The organism is Marinomonas gallaica (assembly GCF_049821165.1).
Taxonomy (GTDB): domain Bacteria; phylum Pseudomonadota; class Gammaproteobacteria; order Pseudomonadales; family Marinomonadaceae; genus Marinomonas; species Marinomonas gallaica.
The window spans coordinates 3,877,476-3,895,323 of sequence record NZ_CP187511.1 but is presented as its reverse complement, the minus strand read 5'-3'; the positions used below and the strand labels follow the sequence as shown (position 1 = coordinate 3,895,323).

General features: G+C 46.5%; 18 protein-coding genes. 9 read left to right on the top strand and 9 right to left on the bottom strand.

What is annotated here, in order from left to right; translation table 11 throughout:
• Nucleotides 1-45 precede the first annotated feature (45 nt).
• From ACPUEK_RS18395 to ACPUEK_RS18370, 6 genes are all read right to left on the bottom strand, one after another.
• Nucleotides 46-933 carry a helix-turn-helix domain-containing protein gene (locus ACPUEK_RS18395; RefSeq protein ID WP_067032569.1) on the bottom strand — a complete coding sequence of 296 codons (888 nt, stop codon included), beginning with the start codon at nt 931-933 and terminating at the stop codon, nt 46-48.
• 137 nt (nt 934-1,070) lie between these two features.
• On the bottom strand, nt 1,071-2,504 hold the full coding sequence (locus tag ACPUEK_RS18390) for a mannitol dehydrogenase family protein (protein WP_425641762.1): 1,434 nt from the start codon (nt 2,502-2,504) through the stop codon (nt 1,071-1,073).
• Nucleotides 2,497-3,600, bottom strand: coding sequence for an ABC transporter ATP-binding protein (locus ACPUEK_RS18385; protein ID WP_425641761.1), 1,104 nt, complete (start codon nt 3,598-3,600; stop codon nt 2,497-2,499). The genes ACPUEK_RS18390 and ACPUEK_RS18385 overlap by 8 nt, the downstream gene beginning before the upstream one ends.
• An 18-nt stretch (nt 3,601-3,618) precedes the next feature.
• A complete protein-coding gene (locus tag ACPUEK_RS18380; protein WP_067095132.1) occupies nt 3,619-4,449 on the bottom strand; it encodes a carbohydrate ABC transporter permease in 831 nt (276 codons plus the stop codon).
• Nucleotides 4,450-4,459: 10 nt separating this feature from the next.
• Entirely contained in the window at nt 4,460-5,320 is an 861-nt protein-coding gene (locus tag ACPUEK_RS18375) for a carbohydrate ABC transporter permease (protein ID WP_067221556.1), read from the bottom strand.
• A gap of 103 nt (nt 5,321-5,423) precedes the next feature.
• Complete coding sequence (locus ACPUEK_RS18370) at nt 5,424-6,731, bottom strand: ABC transporter substrate-binding protein (RefSeq protein ID WP_425641760.1); 1,308 nt, start codon at nt 6,729-6,731, stop codon at nt 5,424-5,426.
• Between the two features lie 324 nt (nt 6,732-7,055).
• Between ACPUEK_RS18370 and ACPUEK_RS18365 the strand changes: the two genes are divergently transcribed.
• Nucleotides 7,056-7,340 (top strand): succinate dehydrogenase assembly factor 2, encoded by a 285-nt coding sequence (locus ACPUEK_RS18365; protein WP_067095140.1) that lies wholly within the window; start codon nt 7,056-7,058, stop codon nt 7,338-7,340.
• A gap of 46 nt (nt 7,341-7,386) precedes the next feature.
• Nucleotides 7,387-7,770 carry a hypothetical protein gene (locus ACPUEK_RS18360; protein ID WP_425641758.1) on the top strand — a complete coding sequence of 128 codons (384 nt, stop codon included), beginning with the start codon at nt 7,387-7,389 and terminating at the stop codon, nt 7,768-7,770.
• On the opposite strand, the gene nadB is transcribed toward ACPUEK_RS18360, so the two are convergent.
• Nucleotides 7,703-9,337: an L-aspartate oxidase gene (nadB, locus tag ACPUEK_RS18355; protein ID WP_425641757.1), complete on the bottom strand. Its 1,635-nt coding sequence runs from the start codon at nt 9,335-9,337 to the stop codon at nt 7,703-7,705. The two genes, ACPUEK_RS18360 and nadB, sit on opposite strands and share 68 nt — an antisense overlap.
• 222 nt (nt 9,338-9,559) lie before the next feature.
• Between nadB and rpoE the strand changes: the two genes are divergently transcribed.
• The 6 genes from rpoE to ACPUEK_RS18325 all read left to right on the top strand — a co-directional run bounded on the left by rpoE (nt 9,560) and on the right by ACPUEK_RS18325 (nt 14,244).
• A complete protein-coding gene (gene rpoE, locus ACPUEK_RS18350; protein ID WP_197467833.1) occupies nt 9,560-10,147 on the top strand; it encodes an RNA polymerase sigma factor RpoE in 588 nt (195 codons plus the stop codon).
• Between the two features lie 2 nt (nt 10,148-10,149).
• Nucleotides 10,150-10,800 (top strand): sigma-E factor negative regulatory protein, encoded by a 651-nt coding sequence (locus ACPUEK_RS18345; RefSeq protein ID WP_067221548.1) that lies wholly within the window; start codon nt 10,150-10,152, stop codon nt 10,798-10,800.
• A complete protein-coding gene (locus ACPUEK_RS18340) occupies nt 10,797-11,744 on the top strand; it encodes a MucB/RseB C-terminal domain-containing protein (RefSeq protein WP_425641754.1) in 948 nt (315 codons plus the stop codon). Before ACPUEK_RS18345 ends, ACPUEK_RS18340 begins: the two co-directional genes overlap by 4 nt.
• Nucleotides 11,737-12,204: a SoxR reducing system RseC family protein gene (locus ACPUEK_RS18335; protein WP_425641752.1), complete on the top strand. Its 468-nt coding sequence runs from the start codon at nt 11,737-11,739 to the stop codon at nt 12,202-12,204. The genes ACPUEK_RS18340 and ACPUEK_RS18335 overlap by 8 nt, the downstream gene beginning before the upstream one ends.
• Before the next feature lie 65 nt (nt 12,205-12,269).
• Nucleotides 12,270-13,664 carry a DegQ family serine endoprotease gene (locus ACPUEK_RS18330; RefSeq protein ID WP_067221536.1) on the top strand — a complete coding sequence of 465 codons (1,395 nt, stop codon included), beginning with the start codon at nt 12,270-12,272 and terminating at the stop codon, nt 13,662-13,664.
• 157 nt (nt 13,665-13,821) lie between these two features.
• On the top strand, nt 13,822-14,244 hold the full coding sequence (locus ACPUEK_RS18325; RefSeq protein ID WP_067032531.1) for a chemotaxis protein CheW: 423 nt from the start codon (nt 13,822-13,824) through the stop codon (nt 14,242-14,244).
• Nucleotides 14,245-14,294: 50 nt separating this feature from the next.
• Here ACPUEK_RS18325 and argA read toward each other — a convergent pair whose 3' ends face one another.
• Both argA and argE read right to left on the bottom strand, forming a co-directional pair.
• Entirely contained in the window at nt 14,295-15,605 is a 1,311-nt protein-coding gene (gene argA, locus ACPUEK_RS18320; protein WP_407943021.1) for an amino-acid N-acetyltransferase, read from the bottom strand.
• Nucleotides 15,598-16,779 (bottom strand): acetylornithine deacetylase, encoded by a 1,182-nt coding sequence (gene argE, locus ACPUEK_RS18315; RefSeq protein ID WP_067032525.1) that lies wholly within the window; start codon nt 16,777-16,779, stop codon nt 15,598-15,600. Before argE ends, argA begins: the two co-directional genes overlap by 8 nt.
• A gap of 114 nt (nt 16,780-16,893) precedes the next feature.
• Here argE and ACPUEK_RS18310 point away from each other — a divergent pair, with 114 nt between their 5' ends.
• Nucleotides 16,894-17,841 (top strand): CYTH domain-containing protein, encoded by a 948-nt coding sequence (locus ACPUEK_RS18310; RefSeq protein ID WP_425641750.1) that lies wholly within the window; start codon nt 16,894-16,896, stop codon nt 17,839-17,841.
• Nucleotides 17,842-17,848: the final 7 nt, after the last annotated feature.

Here is a 17,848-nt window from a genome sequence, read left to right as displayed (position 1 = left end):
TTGACGGCCAACATACGCCTTGTGACGAAAGTGTCAGAGAAAGGCTTAACCTTCAATACGCTGATAGTATTGAGTTCTAAAATCTCTCGGGGTAACCCCTTTTAGTTCGTGAAAACGGCGGTTGAAATTGGCCACATTGTTGAACCCTACCTGAAAGCAAATGTTGGCAATTTGTTGATCTGTTTCGGTCAGTAAATTACAGGCTCGGCTGATGCGCATGCGGTTTACAAACTCTGTAAAACGGTTACCTGTGGCTTTTTTAAAGAAGCGTGAGAAGTGGCTGTCCGACATGCCTATTAAGCTTGCAACATCTGCCAACGTAATGTCATTGGCATAGTTTTTGGAAACATAATCGACAACAGTATTAATCTTACGCTGTAACGTCTCGCTGGATTTCAAGTCGATTTGTACTGTTGATAATAAACGGTAACTGCGGCTTTGTGATAACTGATGCAGTAGCGGCAAGGCTAGGATCACTCGTTGAAGCCCCGATGCATCGCGTACCTTGGAGAAGGTTTCTTTTAAATAGTGGTAATCTATATCGAAGAACTCAATGCCAGATTTCGCGCGCTGTAACATTGGCATGATCTCCGCAAGTTCAGGAAAAATTTTAGCACCGTATTCAAACGATTCATGATCAAAACGAATCACCATGTCACGTAAAGGCACACTGGTGTCTCCGTCTTGGCAGATCCAATTATGTGGAAGACGAGGGCCAGTTAGAATCAACTGCCCAGGTTTGTAATTACCAATGTAATCGCCGACGAACACTTTGCCTTGGGAGGCGACTATAAAGTGCAACTCATAATCAGTGTGCGCATGCCAGCGAATTAGCTCGCTTGGGTAGCCGTGTTCTAGGTAGCGGATCGTCTCAATATCATCATCGACGAGCTCGTATTCGGGGGTGACTCTTTTTGTTGTTATGGCCGACATAGTATTACCTATTTATTCAAACGACACGATAGCCCCAATGCCGTGACAGTCATTGGGGCCAGTTGTGTAGACACTTTAGTTTAGCAGGTAAGTGTCTCGTTATTTAGCGATCTAATGGTCGCTATTGGATCTGGGTGTTACATGGAGTATTGCTGTTGCATTGATCGAATCGCTTGGCTCAGTTGCGCTATGAACTGCGGGTGCTGACGTGGTATGTCGCCCCATAAAAAGCGGTCATTAGCAAACGCCTGAATGCCTTCTTCATCATCGCTGTATGGCTGCAAAGATTCTAAGTTTGGCTCATGATAAGGTGTCGAAATAGAACCTGTGCGTGCTTTTTGAAAGTAAACGAACCAAGCCGCAATACCTTCAATCGTCTTACTGGGCGTTTGGCCTAACTGATAACAGCCCGTGAGTGATGGATAAACGAAAATTGGGAATTTGGCATAACCATCGGTACAAATACGCTCAACGGTATCGCCAATGTTGGCATTGCTAAAACGACGCTCGATGATGTCCGCATACGCCTCTAGATTGACAATAGAGTTGCCAATAGCAGGGATGGCATCTTGATGAACAAAGTCACGAAAGTACTGGCGTAAAGCCTCATCGCGCATGGCTTCGTCAAAGTATGTCATGCCTTTTAAAGCGGCTTGATAAACGACATTGGTATGGCCTGCATTCAGAATGCGAATTTTAGCTTCTTCGTAAGGGTCCACTTGATCGACAAATTGTACCCCGACTTGTTCAAGTGGAGGCTTTGCCCCCGCAAAATTATCTTCTACGACCCATTGGATAAAGTCTTCGCCCATAACCGCCAGTTCATCGTCGGTAGCAAAACGTTGTTGTACGTCTTGCACATGCTCGGGACTGGGTTTTGGTGTAATGCGATCGACCATGGAGCATGGAAATGCGACATTTTCGTTGACCCATTGAGCGAGTGCTTGGTCGCCTTTTGCATTAAGAAACTGCATTAATCCGGCTTTTAATACGTCTCCGTTATGACGTAAATTATCGCAGCAGAGCAAGGTGATTTTTGCTTGGCTTGTTTGACTCCGAAGTTTTAATCCTGCGTATAAAAAAGCATACAGCGTATGACGTTGACCCGCTAAATCGCCTTTAATTGCGGGGTGATCCAGCATCAACTGGCGTGTTTCATCAAGGTAATAGCCACCTTCTGTGACAGTCGATGTGACAAGTTGAGTCGCGCTATCGGCCATCTGCTGGTCTACTTGAGCGGGGGTTTTCGCACCATCGATTTGTTTCACCATTGAGCGAATGTGTTGGTAAACAGTGGCACCGTCTGCAGCCATGGTTTTAAGAATATATTCGCCATCTTGTTCGATAAAACGAGCAAATTGAGCGCTGTCTTGGGGGCGAAGATTAACCCCAGTAATGCCCCATTGCTTGCCTTCAGGCAGGGCTAATAAACGGTCAAAATAGACCGCTTGATGGGCGCGATGAAATGCCCCGACGCCTAAATGCATCACCCCTGACGTGACATCGCTTCGAACATAGTCTTGGCACTGTATTTGATTGGCATTTTGACCGAATGTTAGGCGGTTAGTCATGGCATGCCTCCTCTGCGATCACAGAAAAGACGCGGTCATTCTGGTTAAATAAAATCACTTCTTCACGTTCTAGTGAGATGTGAATTTCCTCGCCATCTTTAATGGTTGTGCGAGCTGGTGCTTTAACGATGATGGTTTGATCATTTGCGAGGCGAACATGGGTATAGGCTTCTGAACCAAGATGTTCAATCAGTTCTACCTTGCCGATAATGTCACCACCAGATTCGACGATGTGCATATGTTCTGGGCGCACGCCCATTACAACGCTATCAGGTAGCGGCCCGCGCGTACGAGCAACAGGAAAATCGATGCTGGCATTGAGCAGTTTCAGGTGTAAGGTATCGTTTTCTCGAACTACATTATCTAACGCAATCAAGTTCATTTTTGGCGTACCAATGAACTCTGCCACAAAGCGGCTGTTTGGTGAGCGGTACAGCTCTAAGGGAGTGCCCACTTGCTCAATTTGGCCAGCGTTTAAAATCACCACGCGATCGGCCAAGGTCATGGCTTCTATTTGATCGTGGGTTACATAAATCATCGTGGTGCCGAGCTTCTTATGCAGGCGCGCAAGCTCTAAGCGCATTTGTACACGAAGGGCAGCGTCTAGGTTTGAAAGCGGCTCGTCAAATAGGAAGACTTTCGGTTGACGAACAATGGCGCGGCCGATCGCCACACGTTGGCGCTGACCACCAGAGAGCTCTTTAGGTTTACGCTCTAACAGTTTGTCCAATTGTAAAGAAGCGGAGACTGATTTGACCTTCTCATCAATCACGCTTTGCTCTTCTTTCGCCAATCTTAGGGCAAAGCTCAGATTATCGGCCACAGACATGTGGGGATACAACGCATAAGATTGGAACACCATGGCCAAATCACGTTTTGAAGAAGCCAGTTCGGTAATATCGCGACCGTCCAACTCGATGTTGCCACCAGTGCTGGATTCTAAGCCGGCAATGGTGCGAAGTAGAGTGGATTTACCACACCCAGATGGCCCCACAAAGACTATAAATTCGCCTTCCTCAATTGCCAAGTTGATACCACGTAACGCGTGGTAATTATCGTAGTGTTTCTGCAGATCGGTAATGTTTAAGTAAGCCATTATTGTTATTCCTATAGACTATTTCACAGCGCCAAATGTAAGGCCTTGTACCAGTTGCTTTTGGCAGAACCAGCCAAAAATGACGATTGGGGCACAGGCAAGCGTTGAGGCAGCAGACAGTTTTGCCCAGAACAAGCCTTCAGGGCTTGAGTAAGAGGCAATCATCGCCGTTAATGGTGCGGCTTCTGACGCCGTTAAATTGAGTGACCAGAAGGCTTCATTCCAGCATAAAACGATGGACAGTAAGCCGGTTGAGGCAATGCCACCAACGGACAGTGGTAACACGACTTTGATCATTTCATCCCATGGTGTCGCGCCGTCCATACGGGCCGCTTCTAGGATTTCTTTAGGCAAATCTTTGAAGTATGAGAACAGCATCCAAACAATGATAGGCAGGTTCATCAGAGTAAAGATGATCACGAGTCCTAGCTTTGAATCCAACAGACCGTAATCACGAGACAAAATGTAAATCGGCACCAGAACCCCAACCGCAGGAAGCATCTTGGTGGATAACATCCACAGTAAGATGTCTTTGGTACGTTTGCCCGGGAAAAATGCCATGGAGTATGCCGCGGGAATAGCGATGATCAGCGCTAGAATCGTCGCGCCAAATGAGGTGACGACTGAGTTCCATGCGTGTTTTAGGTAGTCACTGCGCTCTTGTACCACGGTAAAGTTTTCAAGCGTTGGTTCAAAAAACAGCTGTGGTGGAACGGAAATGGCCTGCAATTCCGTTTTAAAGGATGTGATAAACATCCAGAAAATTGGAAAGAACAGCAGTAATGCAACGCACCAAGATGCTAATCCGACCAGAAGGGTTTTGAGTTTACGTTGTTGCGTTAAAGTCATAATAATTACCTCACACTGTTAGGTTTTTGCCGACAGCGCGGATTAAGAAAAAGGCAACGATGTTGGCCAACAGTACGGCGAATAGACCACCTGCTGAGGCGACGCCCACGTCGTATTGCAATAAAGCTTGGTTGTAAATTAAGTACGCTAAGTTGGTGCTGTCGTAACCTGGGCCACCCCCGGTAGAAACATAGATCTCAGCGAAAACGGCCAATAAGAAAATCGTCTCGATCATGACCACTACGGCAATAGGGCGAGCCAAATGAGGTACCGTTAAATAGCGGAAGATATGCCAACCATTAGCGCCATCCATTTGTGCTGCTTCTTTTTGTTCCGTGTCTTGAGATTGAAGCGCGGTGACAAATACTAAAATGGCGAACGGTAGCCACTGCCAACTCACCATAATAATGATCGACATAAGAGGGTAGTCAGACAGCCAATCGATGGGCTCTAACCCTAAAGATTGAGAGATCCAAGCGAAGATTCCATAGACCGGATTCATCATCATATTCTTCCAGATCAATGCATTGACGGTTGGCATGATGAAGAAGGGGGAAATCAATAAGACGCGGACAACGTTTCGTCCAAAGAACGGCTTATCAATCAGTGCCGATAAGGCGACTCCGAGCACCACGGTAATCAGCAGTACTGAAATCAACAGAATGAGCGTATTGGAAATGGCAATCCAGAAACCTGGGTCGGTAATAAAAAACTCAAAGTTCATCCAGCCAACGAAGTTATTACGACCTGGGTACAATAGGTTGTAATTGATGGTGGAAAAATAAATGGTCATGGACAATGGCACCAGCATCCATGCTAAGAGCAGTAGCACAGAGGGGGCCATTAGTAAGCGAGTAATGGAACGCTTCATAGGATTTTCTCTCGTTATTATAGCTTTATGAGCGCGTCTCACGACGGAGGATCTACACCGAAAGGTTAATAACCTTTCGGTGTAGAGGCTCTACTTTGCGAGTTTAGTAGTAACCGGCTTGACGCATTTGACGATCAGCAGAACGATTAGCGGATTCCAGTGCTTTATCGACAGATAAGCTGCCAGCTAAGGCTCCGGAGACCATTTGTCCTGTTGTTGTACCAATCGCTTGGAATTCAGGAATGGCCGCAAATTGAACACCGACGTAAGGTGAAGGTTCCAGCGTGCTGTCGTTTGGATTGGCTGAATTGATGGCCTTAAGTTCAGCTTCAGCAAACACGGCTGCGTCACGGAACTTAGGATTATCATAGGTTGATTGACGTGTGCCTGTTGGTACCGCGCCCCAGCCATTTTTTGCGCCGACAAGCTGAATGTACTCTTTGGAGGTGGCCCAGCGTACGAATTTTTGTGCTGCATCGGCATTTTTAGTCGCTGCTGGAATGCCTAGCGCCCAAGACCAAAGCCAGTTAGCACCTTTCTCTGTAACGGCATAAGGCGACTGAGCAAAACCAACTTGATCTGCAACTTTCGATTGTTTTGGATCGGTAACAAAAGAGGCGGCAATCGTGGCATCAATCCACATACCACACTTACCTTCATTAAACAGTGCTAAGTTTTCGTTAAAGCTGTTACCACTGGCACCCGGTGGCCCATAGTTATCAAGCAAATCGACATAGAATGATACGGCATTTTTCCATTCGTCCGACGTTAGCTGCGGCTTCCAATCCATGTCAAACCATCGAGCACCAAAGGAGTTGGCCATCGCGGAGAGGAATGCCATATTGTCCCCCCAGCCAGCTTTACCACGCAGGCAAATACCGTATATGCCGTTATCGGGATCATTCATGGCCGCAGCGGCATCACGAATGTGCTCCCAGCTATCGCGGTCGCTAATCGTTACGCCAGCTTTCTCAGCGAGGTCTTTACGATACATGACCATAGAGCTTTCCCCATAAAAAGGGGAGGCAAACATAGTGCCATCATAAGAAAGACCGCCACGGATAGAAGGTAAGATATCCTTTACATCATAAGAGCCGCTGGTATCAATGGGCTCTAACCAGCCACGCTCTCCCCAAATAGGTGCTTCGTACATACCTATGGTCATCACGTCATACAGGCCACTACCATTGGCAATGTCCTGAGTCACATTCTGGCGCAGCACGCCTTCTTCTAGTGTGACCCATTTTACTTTGATATCAGGGTATTGTTTTTCGAATTCAGGTGTCAGCTTTTGCATCTCGATCATGTGACCGTTATTTACCGTTGCAACGGTAATTTGTGTTTCAGCAAACGTATTAAAAGTGGCGAGCGTAACAGCGCAGGCGATGGCTGTTTTGGTAAGACTTTTCATAGGTTCTCCCATTTGGGTAAGTTTCTTTTTATTGTCGCACCTAAAAGGCTTGATCGATTGTTGATCAAGTAAGGTAAGAATAGGACAAGTCTTAATTGACTCACTAGTACATTAATAATGGATAGTGGTACTTTTTTGTTTCTTTAGTGGCTATATGTATAAAAATGTAGTCAAAATAATACTCTTTTGACTGTGCAGATTTTGCCGTCTAAATAAGCAAAATCTAAAGATTCATATCAAGAATGCATGACTTTGCTATGTCGGCTGGTTTGCCCAGACTAAGGGAGGGGCTATAATGGCGCCTCTATATTGGGGAGACCTTTCATGACTGATCAAATTGAATCGAAGGATTCACCAGGCTTTAAGCGTTTAAAATGGCAATGCCGCCGTGGAATGTTGGAGCTAGATGTATTATTTGAGCCTTTCTTAGAGGATGTGTTTTTATCACTAGAAGAAGAGGATAAGCAGCGTTTTTACAAGCTTATCGAATGTGAAGATCAAGAAATTTTTCCTTGGTTCATGCAGAAGGAAGTACCTGAAGATCCAGACTTAGCTCGTATAGTCCATGTGATTGTGACTCGTGTGCAGCCAGAAAACTATCGCGCTTAAGCCTTCTAGGCTTGCTAAAGTAATCTCATTGCTATGGTTTATAGCTGTGACTGCTTTAGTAATTTTGTTGCAATGGTCAGCAGCGGCTCAATGCCTCTGCTGGTTAGTCCTAGCGGCTATATTTGTACGACAAATGCGTCAACCTGAGGTCATCGTCGAATGTTATGATGACCGAGTGGAGTGGACTCAAAAGCAGGTTTCTGAATACTGTCAGTTACACTATCTGACGCAACATTGGATGGTTGTTAAAATTCCGATGGCGCAAAAAACCACTTTTTCTGAAAAGCTCATCACTATGATTAACCGCTATCGTTTGGTTTATAAAGACCAAATGACGACAGCGGATTACCGTTATTTACGTTCTAGGCTATGTGTGGACAAGCTGATGGGTTTTCCAGCTCAGAAGAGCGAATCCTCGGTTTTAAAATAGTCGGGGTACTGTTTTCGTGCTTGTCTGGATAGTCCAAGGTAAAGTGCAGACCACGGCTTTCTTTGCGGGCCATAGCTGACTGAATAATCAAATCTGCAACAACGGCAAGGTTTCGTAACTCAAGTAAGTCGGCCGAAACGCGGTAATTAGAGTAGAACTCTTCGATCTCGGAAAGCAGCAAGTCGACTCGGTGTTTAGCTCGCAATAAACGTTTATTGGTACGCACAATTCCGACGTAATCCCACATGAAACGACGCAGCTCATGCCAGTTATGGGTGATCACGACGTCTTCATCGGAGTCGGTGACCTTTGAGGAATCCCAATCAGGTATTTGATAATCTGCGCGAGGCTCGTTATCCGCCAGCATTTTTTGTGCTGCAGAGCGTGCGTAAACAATGCATTCAAGTAACGAATTGCTGGCAAGACGGTTAGCGCCATGCAAGCCAGTATAGGACGCTTCTCCAATCGCGTATAAATCGGTGACATCCGTTGTGCCATGTTGGTCTACTACCACACCACCGCAGGTGTAATGCGCTGCAGGAACAACAGGGATAGGGCCTTTGGTCATGTCGTGACCATAGTTTAGGCAGCGCTTATAGATGGTTGGGAAATGTTCCTTAATGAACTCAGGGTCCTTGTGGGAGATATCCAGCAATACGTGCTTAACGCCTAAGCGTTTCATTTCATGGTCAATGGCGCGCGCAACGATGTCGCGCGGTGCGAGTTCACCGCGGTCATCAAAATTAAACATGAAGCGAGTACCATCGGGAAGCAACAAACGGCCTCCTTCGCCACGCACGGCTTCAGAGATTAAGAACGTTTTTGCCTTGGCGTCATACAGGCAAGTCGGGTGGAATTGGTTGAATTCCATATTGCCAACACGACAACCAGCACGCCACGCCATGGCGATCCCGTCACCAGAAGCCGTATCCGGGTTACTGGTGTATAAATATACTTTACTGCTGCCACCTGTCGCGAGGGCAACACGGTGAGCATGAAACACTTCTACTGTGTCTGTTTTTTGGTTCAGCGCATACAGACCGATCACTCGATTTTGTTCACTTAGTCCAAGCTTCTGAGTCGTAACCAGGTCGATCGCAACGCGATCTGGATAAAAATGAATGTTTGGATGAGCCAATGCATTTTTGACCAGTGTTTGTGATATCGCTAAACCGGTTGCATCGGCAGCATGGATAATACGTCTGTGACTGTGACCGCCTTCTTTAGTTAAGTGATAATCATCACTTTCGCCATTTCGAGTAAAGGGCACACCTTGGTCAATTAGCCAGTCGATGCTTGGTTTGGAGTTCTCTACCGTGAAGCGAATAGCGTCTTCGTTCCCCAATTCCGCCCCAGCATTAATGGTATCCTGAACATGGGAATCCACGGTATCTTTGTCAGACATGACCGCCGCAACACCACCTTGAGCGTACAACGTAGAGCCTTCTGAGATGTCGCCTTTCGTCAAAATTGCGACTTTATGCTCGTTAGCAAGCTCAAGTGCAAGGGTTAGACCGGCTGCGCCTGCGCCGATGATAACAATGTCGTGGTGAAGATGTTTGCTCATGTTGTTGTTCTAAATAGTGTTAAACGAAACTAATATTACACTTCTTTGGGGTCCCAATGAATACCCCAGTGCGACACTCAAATCGTACATCAGGTGAAATAAATAGAATACAATGCTTCTTAAAGGTACAAAATATCTTTTCATGGAACTCTCCAAACCGCACGTTGTCCATATATGCAACAACTTGGTGGGCACAGTATGTTAATGAATTATGAGGTGCCTATGCAGCACGAAACGTCCAGTGATGAGGCGTTAGTTAAGCGAGTTCAGAACGGAGATAAGCGTGCATTTGACTTGTTGGTATTGAAATATCAGCACAAAGTGGCCGCTTTGATATCCCGTTATATTCAGGACAAGCATGAAGTGCTGGATGTGGCTCAAGATAGTTTTATCAAAGCGTATCGGGCAATTGATAGCTTCCGAGGGGAAAGTGCGTTTTACACTTGGCTCTATCGTATCGCGGTGAATACAGCAAAAAATTACCTTGTTAGCCGCTCTCGTCGGCCCCCTTCTAGTGATGTTGAATTGGATAACGAAGACGTCCATGCAAACTATAGGGAGCTTTCCGACGGTGGTACGCCAGATGCAAACTTGAACCGTGACCGTTTAGAATCAGAGATTCAAAGTGCGATCAAAGATCTACCGGAGGAGTTACGAGGGGCATTAACCTTACGTGAGTTTGATGGTTTGAGTTACGAAGATATTGCTCAGGTCATGGATTGTCCTGTAGGTACTGTTAGATCGCGTATTTTTCGCGCCCGTGAAGCTGTGGAAAAACGTATTCGTCCCATTTTTGGGGGAGGAGAGTAGTTATGTCAAAATTCTATGACAAACACGGCTCGGGCAATGATGATAGTTTATCGGCATTTTTAGATGGTGAAGCCACACATGCTGATATTGATGTCTTGTTAGCGAAAGATAGGCAAGAGCTAGCAAGCCAAGTGGATCGTTATCACCGAATTCATCAAGCGATGCAGCCTGAGCAAGCGTTATTGATTGACGATGGGGGATCTTTCTTAGATCAAATGCATCGTAAATTAGACGAAGGGAAGCAAGACACAAATGTAGTGGCATTTCCAACGCAAGGCCAAGCTTTATCTAAGCCTGAAAAACTTGAACAAGTAACATTGCCCAACATGACGTCAGGATCAAGCCTGTCGAAACGTTCGGTATTTTCGGGGCTGGCGGTCGCCGCAAGCGTAGCGTTTGCTGTTGTCCTAGGTGGTAATATTTTATTGCAAGGTGACAATACGGCTCAAACACCAGTGTTTGCTGCGGCACCCTCTGTGCAGCAAATGCCTACTGAATCGTTTAATGCGCTCAGCGCTGAAGAGGCGCTGCAAAACAATGAGCGCCTGCAGAACTACTTACGTCAACATGCTCAGCAAGCCTCGATGACAGTAGGTCAAGGCATGATACCGATGGCGAGAGTCGTGGGTTATCCGCAAGGCAACACGCAATGATTCGTGGGTTAGTCCTTTCACTTTTGGTGCTGACAAGCAGCACTCTTTGGGCTGCCCAGTCCGGTGTGGATTGGCTGGCCCGCATGACGGAGTCGTTTGATTCTGTTGCCTACGATGGTGTGTTTGTCCATCAAGAAGCTGGCATGATGAACTCTATGCGTATTCGCCGGGGCTTAATTGGAGGCGTAGAGTACGAAAGTTTAGAGGATTTAGACGGTCAGCGTATTACGGTCATTCGAGTCGATGACAGTGTGATTTGTGTTTTTCCTGATAAAGAAGATTACGTCGCTGGATTTTTACCAGCCGAGCCGTTTCGACGCTTTCAAAAGCTGGATAAAGACCGCTTAACCCAAGCTTATGATATTGAAGTGGTGCATAAAAGTCAGCGTATTGCGTCGCGCAATGCGGTGAAATTGACGTTGATTCCAAAGGATGAATTTCGCTACGGGCATGAGTTTTGGGTAGATAAAGAGAATGGCTTTTTACTGAAGCATGATGTCTTAAGTTCGGATAACAAACTGCTCGAGCGAATTCAGTTTACTTCAGTTGAGTTCTCGCCTGACTTGAAAGAAAAAGACTTCACCCCAAGTGATGACTCCTACACCCAAAAATTTGTAGAAATTGAGCCTGAGGTTGTGCCCCGCCATTGGCACTTTGACTGGTTGCCCAATGGGTTTGATCTTGTCTGGAAGGATGCACGTCGTATGAATGACACCACCAACATGTTGTTGCTGTCCGATGGTATGAGTACGGTGTCAGTCTTTGTCGAACGCACCGATAAAAAGCGTCCGCAAACCCTAATGAATCTAGGTGCGACCATTGCGGGCGAAAAAAGTATTAAAGTGGGTGATCAAATGTTTCTTTTAACCCTTGTTGGTGAAGTGCCTGCGCAGACGATCCAACGTCTTATGACAGTAATGATGCCGGGTTCAAATAATGATTGAAGAAAATGGTACGGTGTTGTCTATTGAAGGTGGCATTGCAGAAGTGGAAACCATTCGCACCAGTAGTTGTACCAGTTGTCGTGCGCGTCATGGGTGTGGTCATCATACGATTGCAAAAGTCTCTAACAGCAACCGTATGTTGATGAAAGCCATTGCTACGGATGACCTAAAAACCGGGCAAAGCGTGGTGGTTGGTATCCCAGAAGATACATTGTTGCAGGCCTCTTTGTGGATGTATGCCGTACCTCTACTTGGATTAGTGCTTGGCGCATCATTACCTTCACTGGTTACGGAACAAACGCTTGTTTCGGTTGTCGGAGCAATAAGTGGATTTGCTGGTGGTTTGTTGGCGGCGAAATGGAAGTCGTCTCAAGAAACTAAGAATCCAGATTACTATCCGCGAGTTCTGCGAATCAATACAAATCAGGCCCAGATCATTCCGGTGGTTCAAAAAGCCTGAAAAATCCCTCTTCACCTGACACTATAGCAACATACTAACTTTGGTACGTCTGAGGAGACCAATACATGAACAGATTGCTAAAACGTGTGAGCTGGGTCAGCATCAGCTTATTGATGCTGCTCTCTTCACTGGCAAATGCAGCGAACCTTCCTGATTTTACTGAGCTGGTAGAAGATGCTTCTCCAGCAGTGGTGAACATCAGTACCGAGCAAGCGCCTTCTTCTGACAAGCGTCAGTTAAGCCCTGATGCGCGTGAGCTGAACGAGTTTTTCCGTCACTTCTTTGGCCAACAACCATTTGGTCAACAGCAGCAACAACCGCAACAGCCGCGTCAGCAACAACGTAGCTCACTTGGTTCAGGTTTTATCATCTCCCATGACGGTTATGTATTGACCAATAATCACGTCATTGATGGCGCGGATGTGATTCATGTACGGTTAAATGACCGTCGCGAATACGAAGCGACATTAGTGGGTACCGATGTCCGTACTGATTTAGCGTTGCTTAAGATTGAAGCGGACGATGACTTGCCGATTGTAGATATGGGTGATTCAGATGACCTGAAAGCAGGGCAATGGGTGTTAGCCATCGGCTCTCCTTTTGGCTTTGATTACACTGTCACGGCAGGGATTGTGAGTGCCATTGGGCGTAATTTACCTAGTGATAACTACGTGCCTTTCATTCAAACAGACGTTGCGATTAACCCAGGTAACTCAGGTGGTCCACTCTTTAACTTGGATGGCGAAGTAGTGGGTATTAACTCACAAATTTACACGCGCTCCGGTGGCTTTATGGGGGTGTCGTTTGCGATTCCATCAAATGTTGCCATGTCTGTAGTTGAACAGCTTAAGTCGGACGGTAAAGTTTCACGAGCTTGGCTAGGCGTGTTGATTCAAGATGTGAACCGTGATCTTGCTGAATCGTTTAATCTAGATCGACCACATGGTGCGTTAGTCAGTCGTGTAATGCCGGATTCGCCAGCGGAAGAAGCAGGCTTGAAAGCAGGCGATATCATTATGGCATTCAATGGTAAGACCATTGAACACTCTTCTGAATTACCTTATTTGGTTGGCGAGCTGAAAGTTGGAACCGATGCCAAAGCGCAAGTATTCCGTGATGGTAAAGAGCAAACGATTACGATAGGTCTGGCTAAACGCCCTGATAACGCTCAAATTGCACAACAGAAAGCCGATGAGAATCGCTTGGGCATGACCGTCACTGAAGTGCCTGAAAACATGGATGTCGATGCTGGTGTTATGGTTCAGCAAGTCCTAGGTGGCGCTGCAGCACGTAATGGCCTCCAGCAAGGTGATGTGATTACAATGCTTAATGGCGAGACCATCGAAGGTGTGGCCGAGTTTAATCGTATTGCCCAGACTATTCCGGCGAACCGTTCCGTACCGATGCGTGTTATCCGTGATGGTTACCCAATGTTTATTCCGTTTAAAATAGTGGAATAACGAATTATTCAGAACCTAAAAGCCCGCTATTGGTAACAATAGCGGGCTTTTTTTTGGATAAAACTTGAATGTAAAGATTAGACGTGTAAGTATTTTTTACGCATAGTTTTGCGTTTAATTGAGTCTGTCTCATGTTCACATTACATCTGGAGGGGTCGTGGAGACTGTTGAAAAGGGGATCTGCTTTCGCTTGGGAGAAGAGCGTTATATTCATCCGCTTCATTGTATAAAAGAAGTTCTTAGCTACCAATCTCCAGCACCTGCACTAGGCAGTAGTCCAGGCGTTGAGGGGATGATCGAGGTTCGCGGCAATATGGTGACGGTATTATACGGTTCGCACTTATTAGATATTAACCCTAACCAATGCGATCAAGAAGGTCATATTGTTGTGCTTGATTTGCCGACAGGTTACTTCGGCGTGCGCGTAGAAAGCGTTGAAAGAGTCATGGATCTCCCTGACTCGCTAGAAGTCGAGAGTATGGAGTATCGCTCTCATCAGTGTATACAGGGAACTATGCTGGAAGAAGGCGAGCTGTACATTATGGTCGATTTTTCAGATTATTGTTCGACGCTGAATTAACGTTAGCAATAGACCAGCGATATCGATACCGCTGGTCTGTGTGATTAAAACTAAAGCTTTTTCGCGAAAATCTTAGAGTTACGCTGATAATTATACAGTGCCTGTTTTTTCGCAGGCAGAGATTCTAAGCTGGTTTCCTTAAAGCCTCGCTCGATAAACCAATGTGCGGTCCGTGTTGTCAGTAGAAAGATGGTGTCCAAGTTTTGTTTCTTCGCTTCGGCTTCGATGCCTTTAAGTAAGCGTTCACCTCGGTTGGAGCCTCGGTACTCTGGAGAGACGGCTACGCAAGCTAATTCTCCCGCACGCTCTTGTTCAAACGGATAGAGTGCGGCGCACGCGACAATCGCGCCATCGCGTTCAATCACAATAAAGCGCTCGATCTCATTCTCTAGTAGCTCACGGGAACGGCGGACCAAAATGCCTTTGTCTTCCAGTGGTGTTAGCAATTGCATCATGCCGCCTACATCTTCAATGGTCGCTAAGCGCAGTCGTTCATAGCTGTCTTCATCAATCATGGTGCCAGAGCCTTCACGTGTGAATAGCTCACTTAGTAGGCCACCGTTTTCATTGAATGAGATGATGTGTGAGCGCGGAACTTGTGCCCGTACGGCCATCAGGCAGGCTTCTAGAGCATTACGTGTTTCTGGCGAAAGACTACCTTGCGCCAAAATCGTGTCCGCTTGATGCGCCAATAACTCAGAAAACAACTCGTCTTTTTGGTCAAAAATACCCTCATCTTCGGTAAAGATGATGAGTTTGTCGGCTTTCAGCTGAATCGCTGCTTGGGTCGCGACGTCTTCTGCTTTGAGGTTGAATACTTCGCCTGTGGGTGAAAAACCTAAATGTGGCAAAAGCACCATGTTGTCATCTTCTAGAAGTCGGAAGATAGCGTCACGGTCAATGCGGCGCACTTCCCCCGAGTGGCCGTAGTCAATACCATCAACCACACCTAACGGTCGTGCCACAACATAGTTGCCGCTGCAAACACGCAAGCCAGCGTTGGCCATCGGTGTATTCGATAGTCCCATCGACAACTGTGCTTCAAGCTGCACACGCACCGCTGAAGACGCTTGAATGACATCGATGAGCTGGTCTTGCGGCGTGACTCGATAGCCGTCTTCAATACGAGACGACAACCGTCGGTTACCCAGCGCTCGGTCAATTTGTGGTCGTGCACCCTGCACGAGCACCAGTCGAATGCCCAAAGAATCCAGCAGGGCTAGATCATGGATAATGTTGGAGAAGTTAGGGCTTTCAAACGCTTCACCAGGAATTAAAATCACCAGCGTTTTACCGCGGTGTGCATTGATGTAGGGTGAAGAGTGGCGAAACCAGTCTACGTAATTGAGCTCGTCAGACACGCGATGCCTCATTTTCTGTACTCGGGGTTAAACAATAGCGTTCCACTAATCCTTTGATGACGTGTTGCATGGGCGCGATTTGGTCGAGCGCCATAAACTCGTTTGGCTGGTGGGCTTGGTCGATGGATCCTGGGCCTAGTATTAATGTTTCCATACCTAATTGGTTTAAAAACGGTCCTTCTGTTGCAAAGGCTACTGTAGCGGCATCTTTTTGTGTGAGTCGCTCACACGCTTTAATAATATCGGACTCTTTCTGAGTTGAAAACGATGGCACATCTGGAAACAGGTGATGCAACTCGATTTGAGTCCCCGTATTTTGCTGAATGCGAGGCAGTAAAGCGGCGATTTCTTGATACAAAGACTGATTATCCATCCCCGGTAAAGCGCGAATATCGAATTCTAATTCACAGCGCCCGCAAATACGGTTGGGATTATCGCCGCCATGAATGCAACCAAAGTTCATGGTTGGATAATCAATCACAAAGTTGGCATCGCGGTAGGTTTGTTTTAAGCCGTTTCGGTAGATCATCAGTTCTGACATAACGGCGTGCATGGCATCCAATGCATTGCTACCCAGCGCCGGGTTTGAAGAGTGCCCCGCTTGGCCTGTGATACGAATTTTCTCCATCATGATGCCTTTATGAGCGTGAATAGGCGTCAATGACGTGGGTTCGCCAATCAGCGCATAGCGTGCTTTAGGACGGCCTTCGCTGACCAAGGCACGAGCACCGTCCATGGAGCTTTCTTCATCCGCTGTCGCGAGAATGATCAAAGGTTGTTCAAGTTTGCTTAAATCCATGTCTTTGATGGTATCAATCACGATGGCAAAAAAACCTTTCATATCGCAGGTGCCTAGGCCGTAAAGCTTGTTATCGCGTTCATTCAGCTTAAATGGATCACTCTGCCAGCGGTCTTCATCGTACGGGACGGTGTCCGTATGCCCAGATAGCACTAATCCGCCAGCCCCTTGACCGATCGTAGCGATCAGGTTCACTTTGTCTGGTTGTCCTGGCAATGGCATGATTTCACATTGGAACCCCAGTCCTGACAGCCAGTCCTCCAATAATAAAATGACACCTTTATTTGACTGATCCCAACTTGCTTGGCTACAACTGATAGAGGGCGTGGCGATCAGTTGTGACATCATGCTCAGTAATGAGGGAAGTGAGGTCATTAAGAGACTCCTGTTGCGTACAGTGAAATTTATCTTACACACGTTCGCTTCTGGTAAACTTGCTTCTTTGCACAGTTGTTTCCGGCAAATCCGGAAGTTATGAGGTTACGAAATATGGCTACCGAGCTTGAACTAAAGTTAATGGTTCACCCCGAGTATCTCAAGTCTGCATGCGATTTTCTCGATGAATTTTGTGAAAAAAACGTCAGTTCAAGCAGTGCCCGCCAAGCGACGCTCGATTTAATGAATGGCTATTACGATACTGCAGATGGTTTGTTATTGGAAAACGGCATTGCTTTGCGTATCCGTGCTGTGAATCAAGCCTATATTCAAACAGTCAAAACACGCGGCAGTAGTCGTATCGGTATGCATGCCCGAGGTGAGTGGGAATGGTCTTTACCTTCTGACGCGTTAGATTTAACGCTATTGAAAGAGGTACCGTTGTCCGATGCTTTACAAGACATGGCATGGTCACGGGATTTAATAGAAGTCTTCCGTACCGATTTTAAACGTCATGTCTGGTTAATCCATTTTGAAGACGCCGTCATTGAGGCGGTTTGCGATGAAGGTGAAGTGTCCTCAACGTTTGGCCGAGACAGCATTTGTGAGTTGGAGTTAGAGCTTAAATCTGGCCCTGAGACCGCTTTGTATAGTTTCGCAAAATACATCGCCACAGATATTCCAGTTCAAGTCAGTGTCGTGTCTAAAGCCCAAAAAGGCTCGCGCTTGAAACACCGTCGAATAGAGTTTCCGAAAAAACCGAATGCGCAAGCATCGATGATGAGCTTTGCAGAGTACTGGTACGAAACATGGTTAGTGTATTGGGAAGCTATGTTCTATCTAAAAGACGAAGCCTTGCTGCAACCCATTCGAACGGCCTTACAACAATTAAAACAATGTGTTCCTGCACAAATTTCCGAGCAGTTGGAATCGCTAGATCAACGATACGATGCCTTTTTTAAAGCCAATGACGAGTCTTTGTTGTCGGGATTGGCAGGCACGCTAGAAACGGGAATAATGATGCTAGAGACGGGGCAGTGGCTGAACAAGCAGCTTGACTAAATCATGC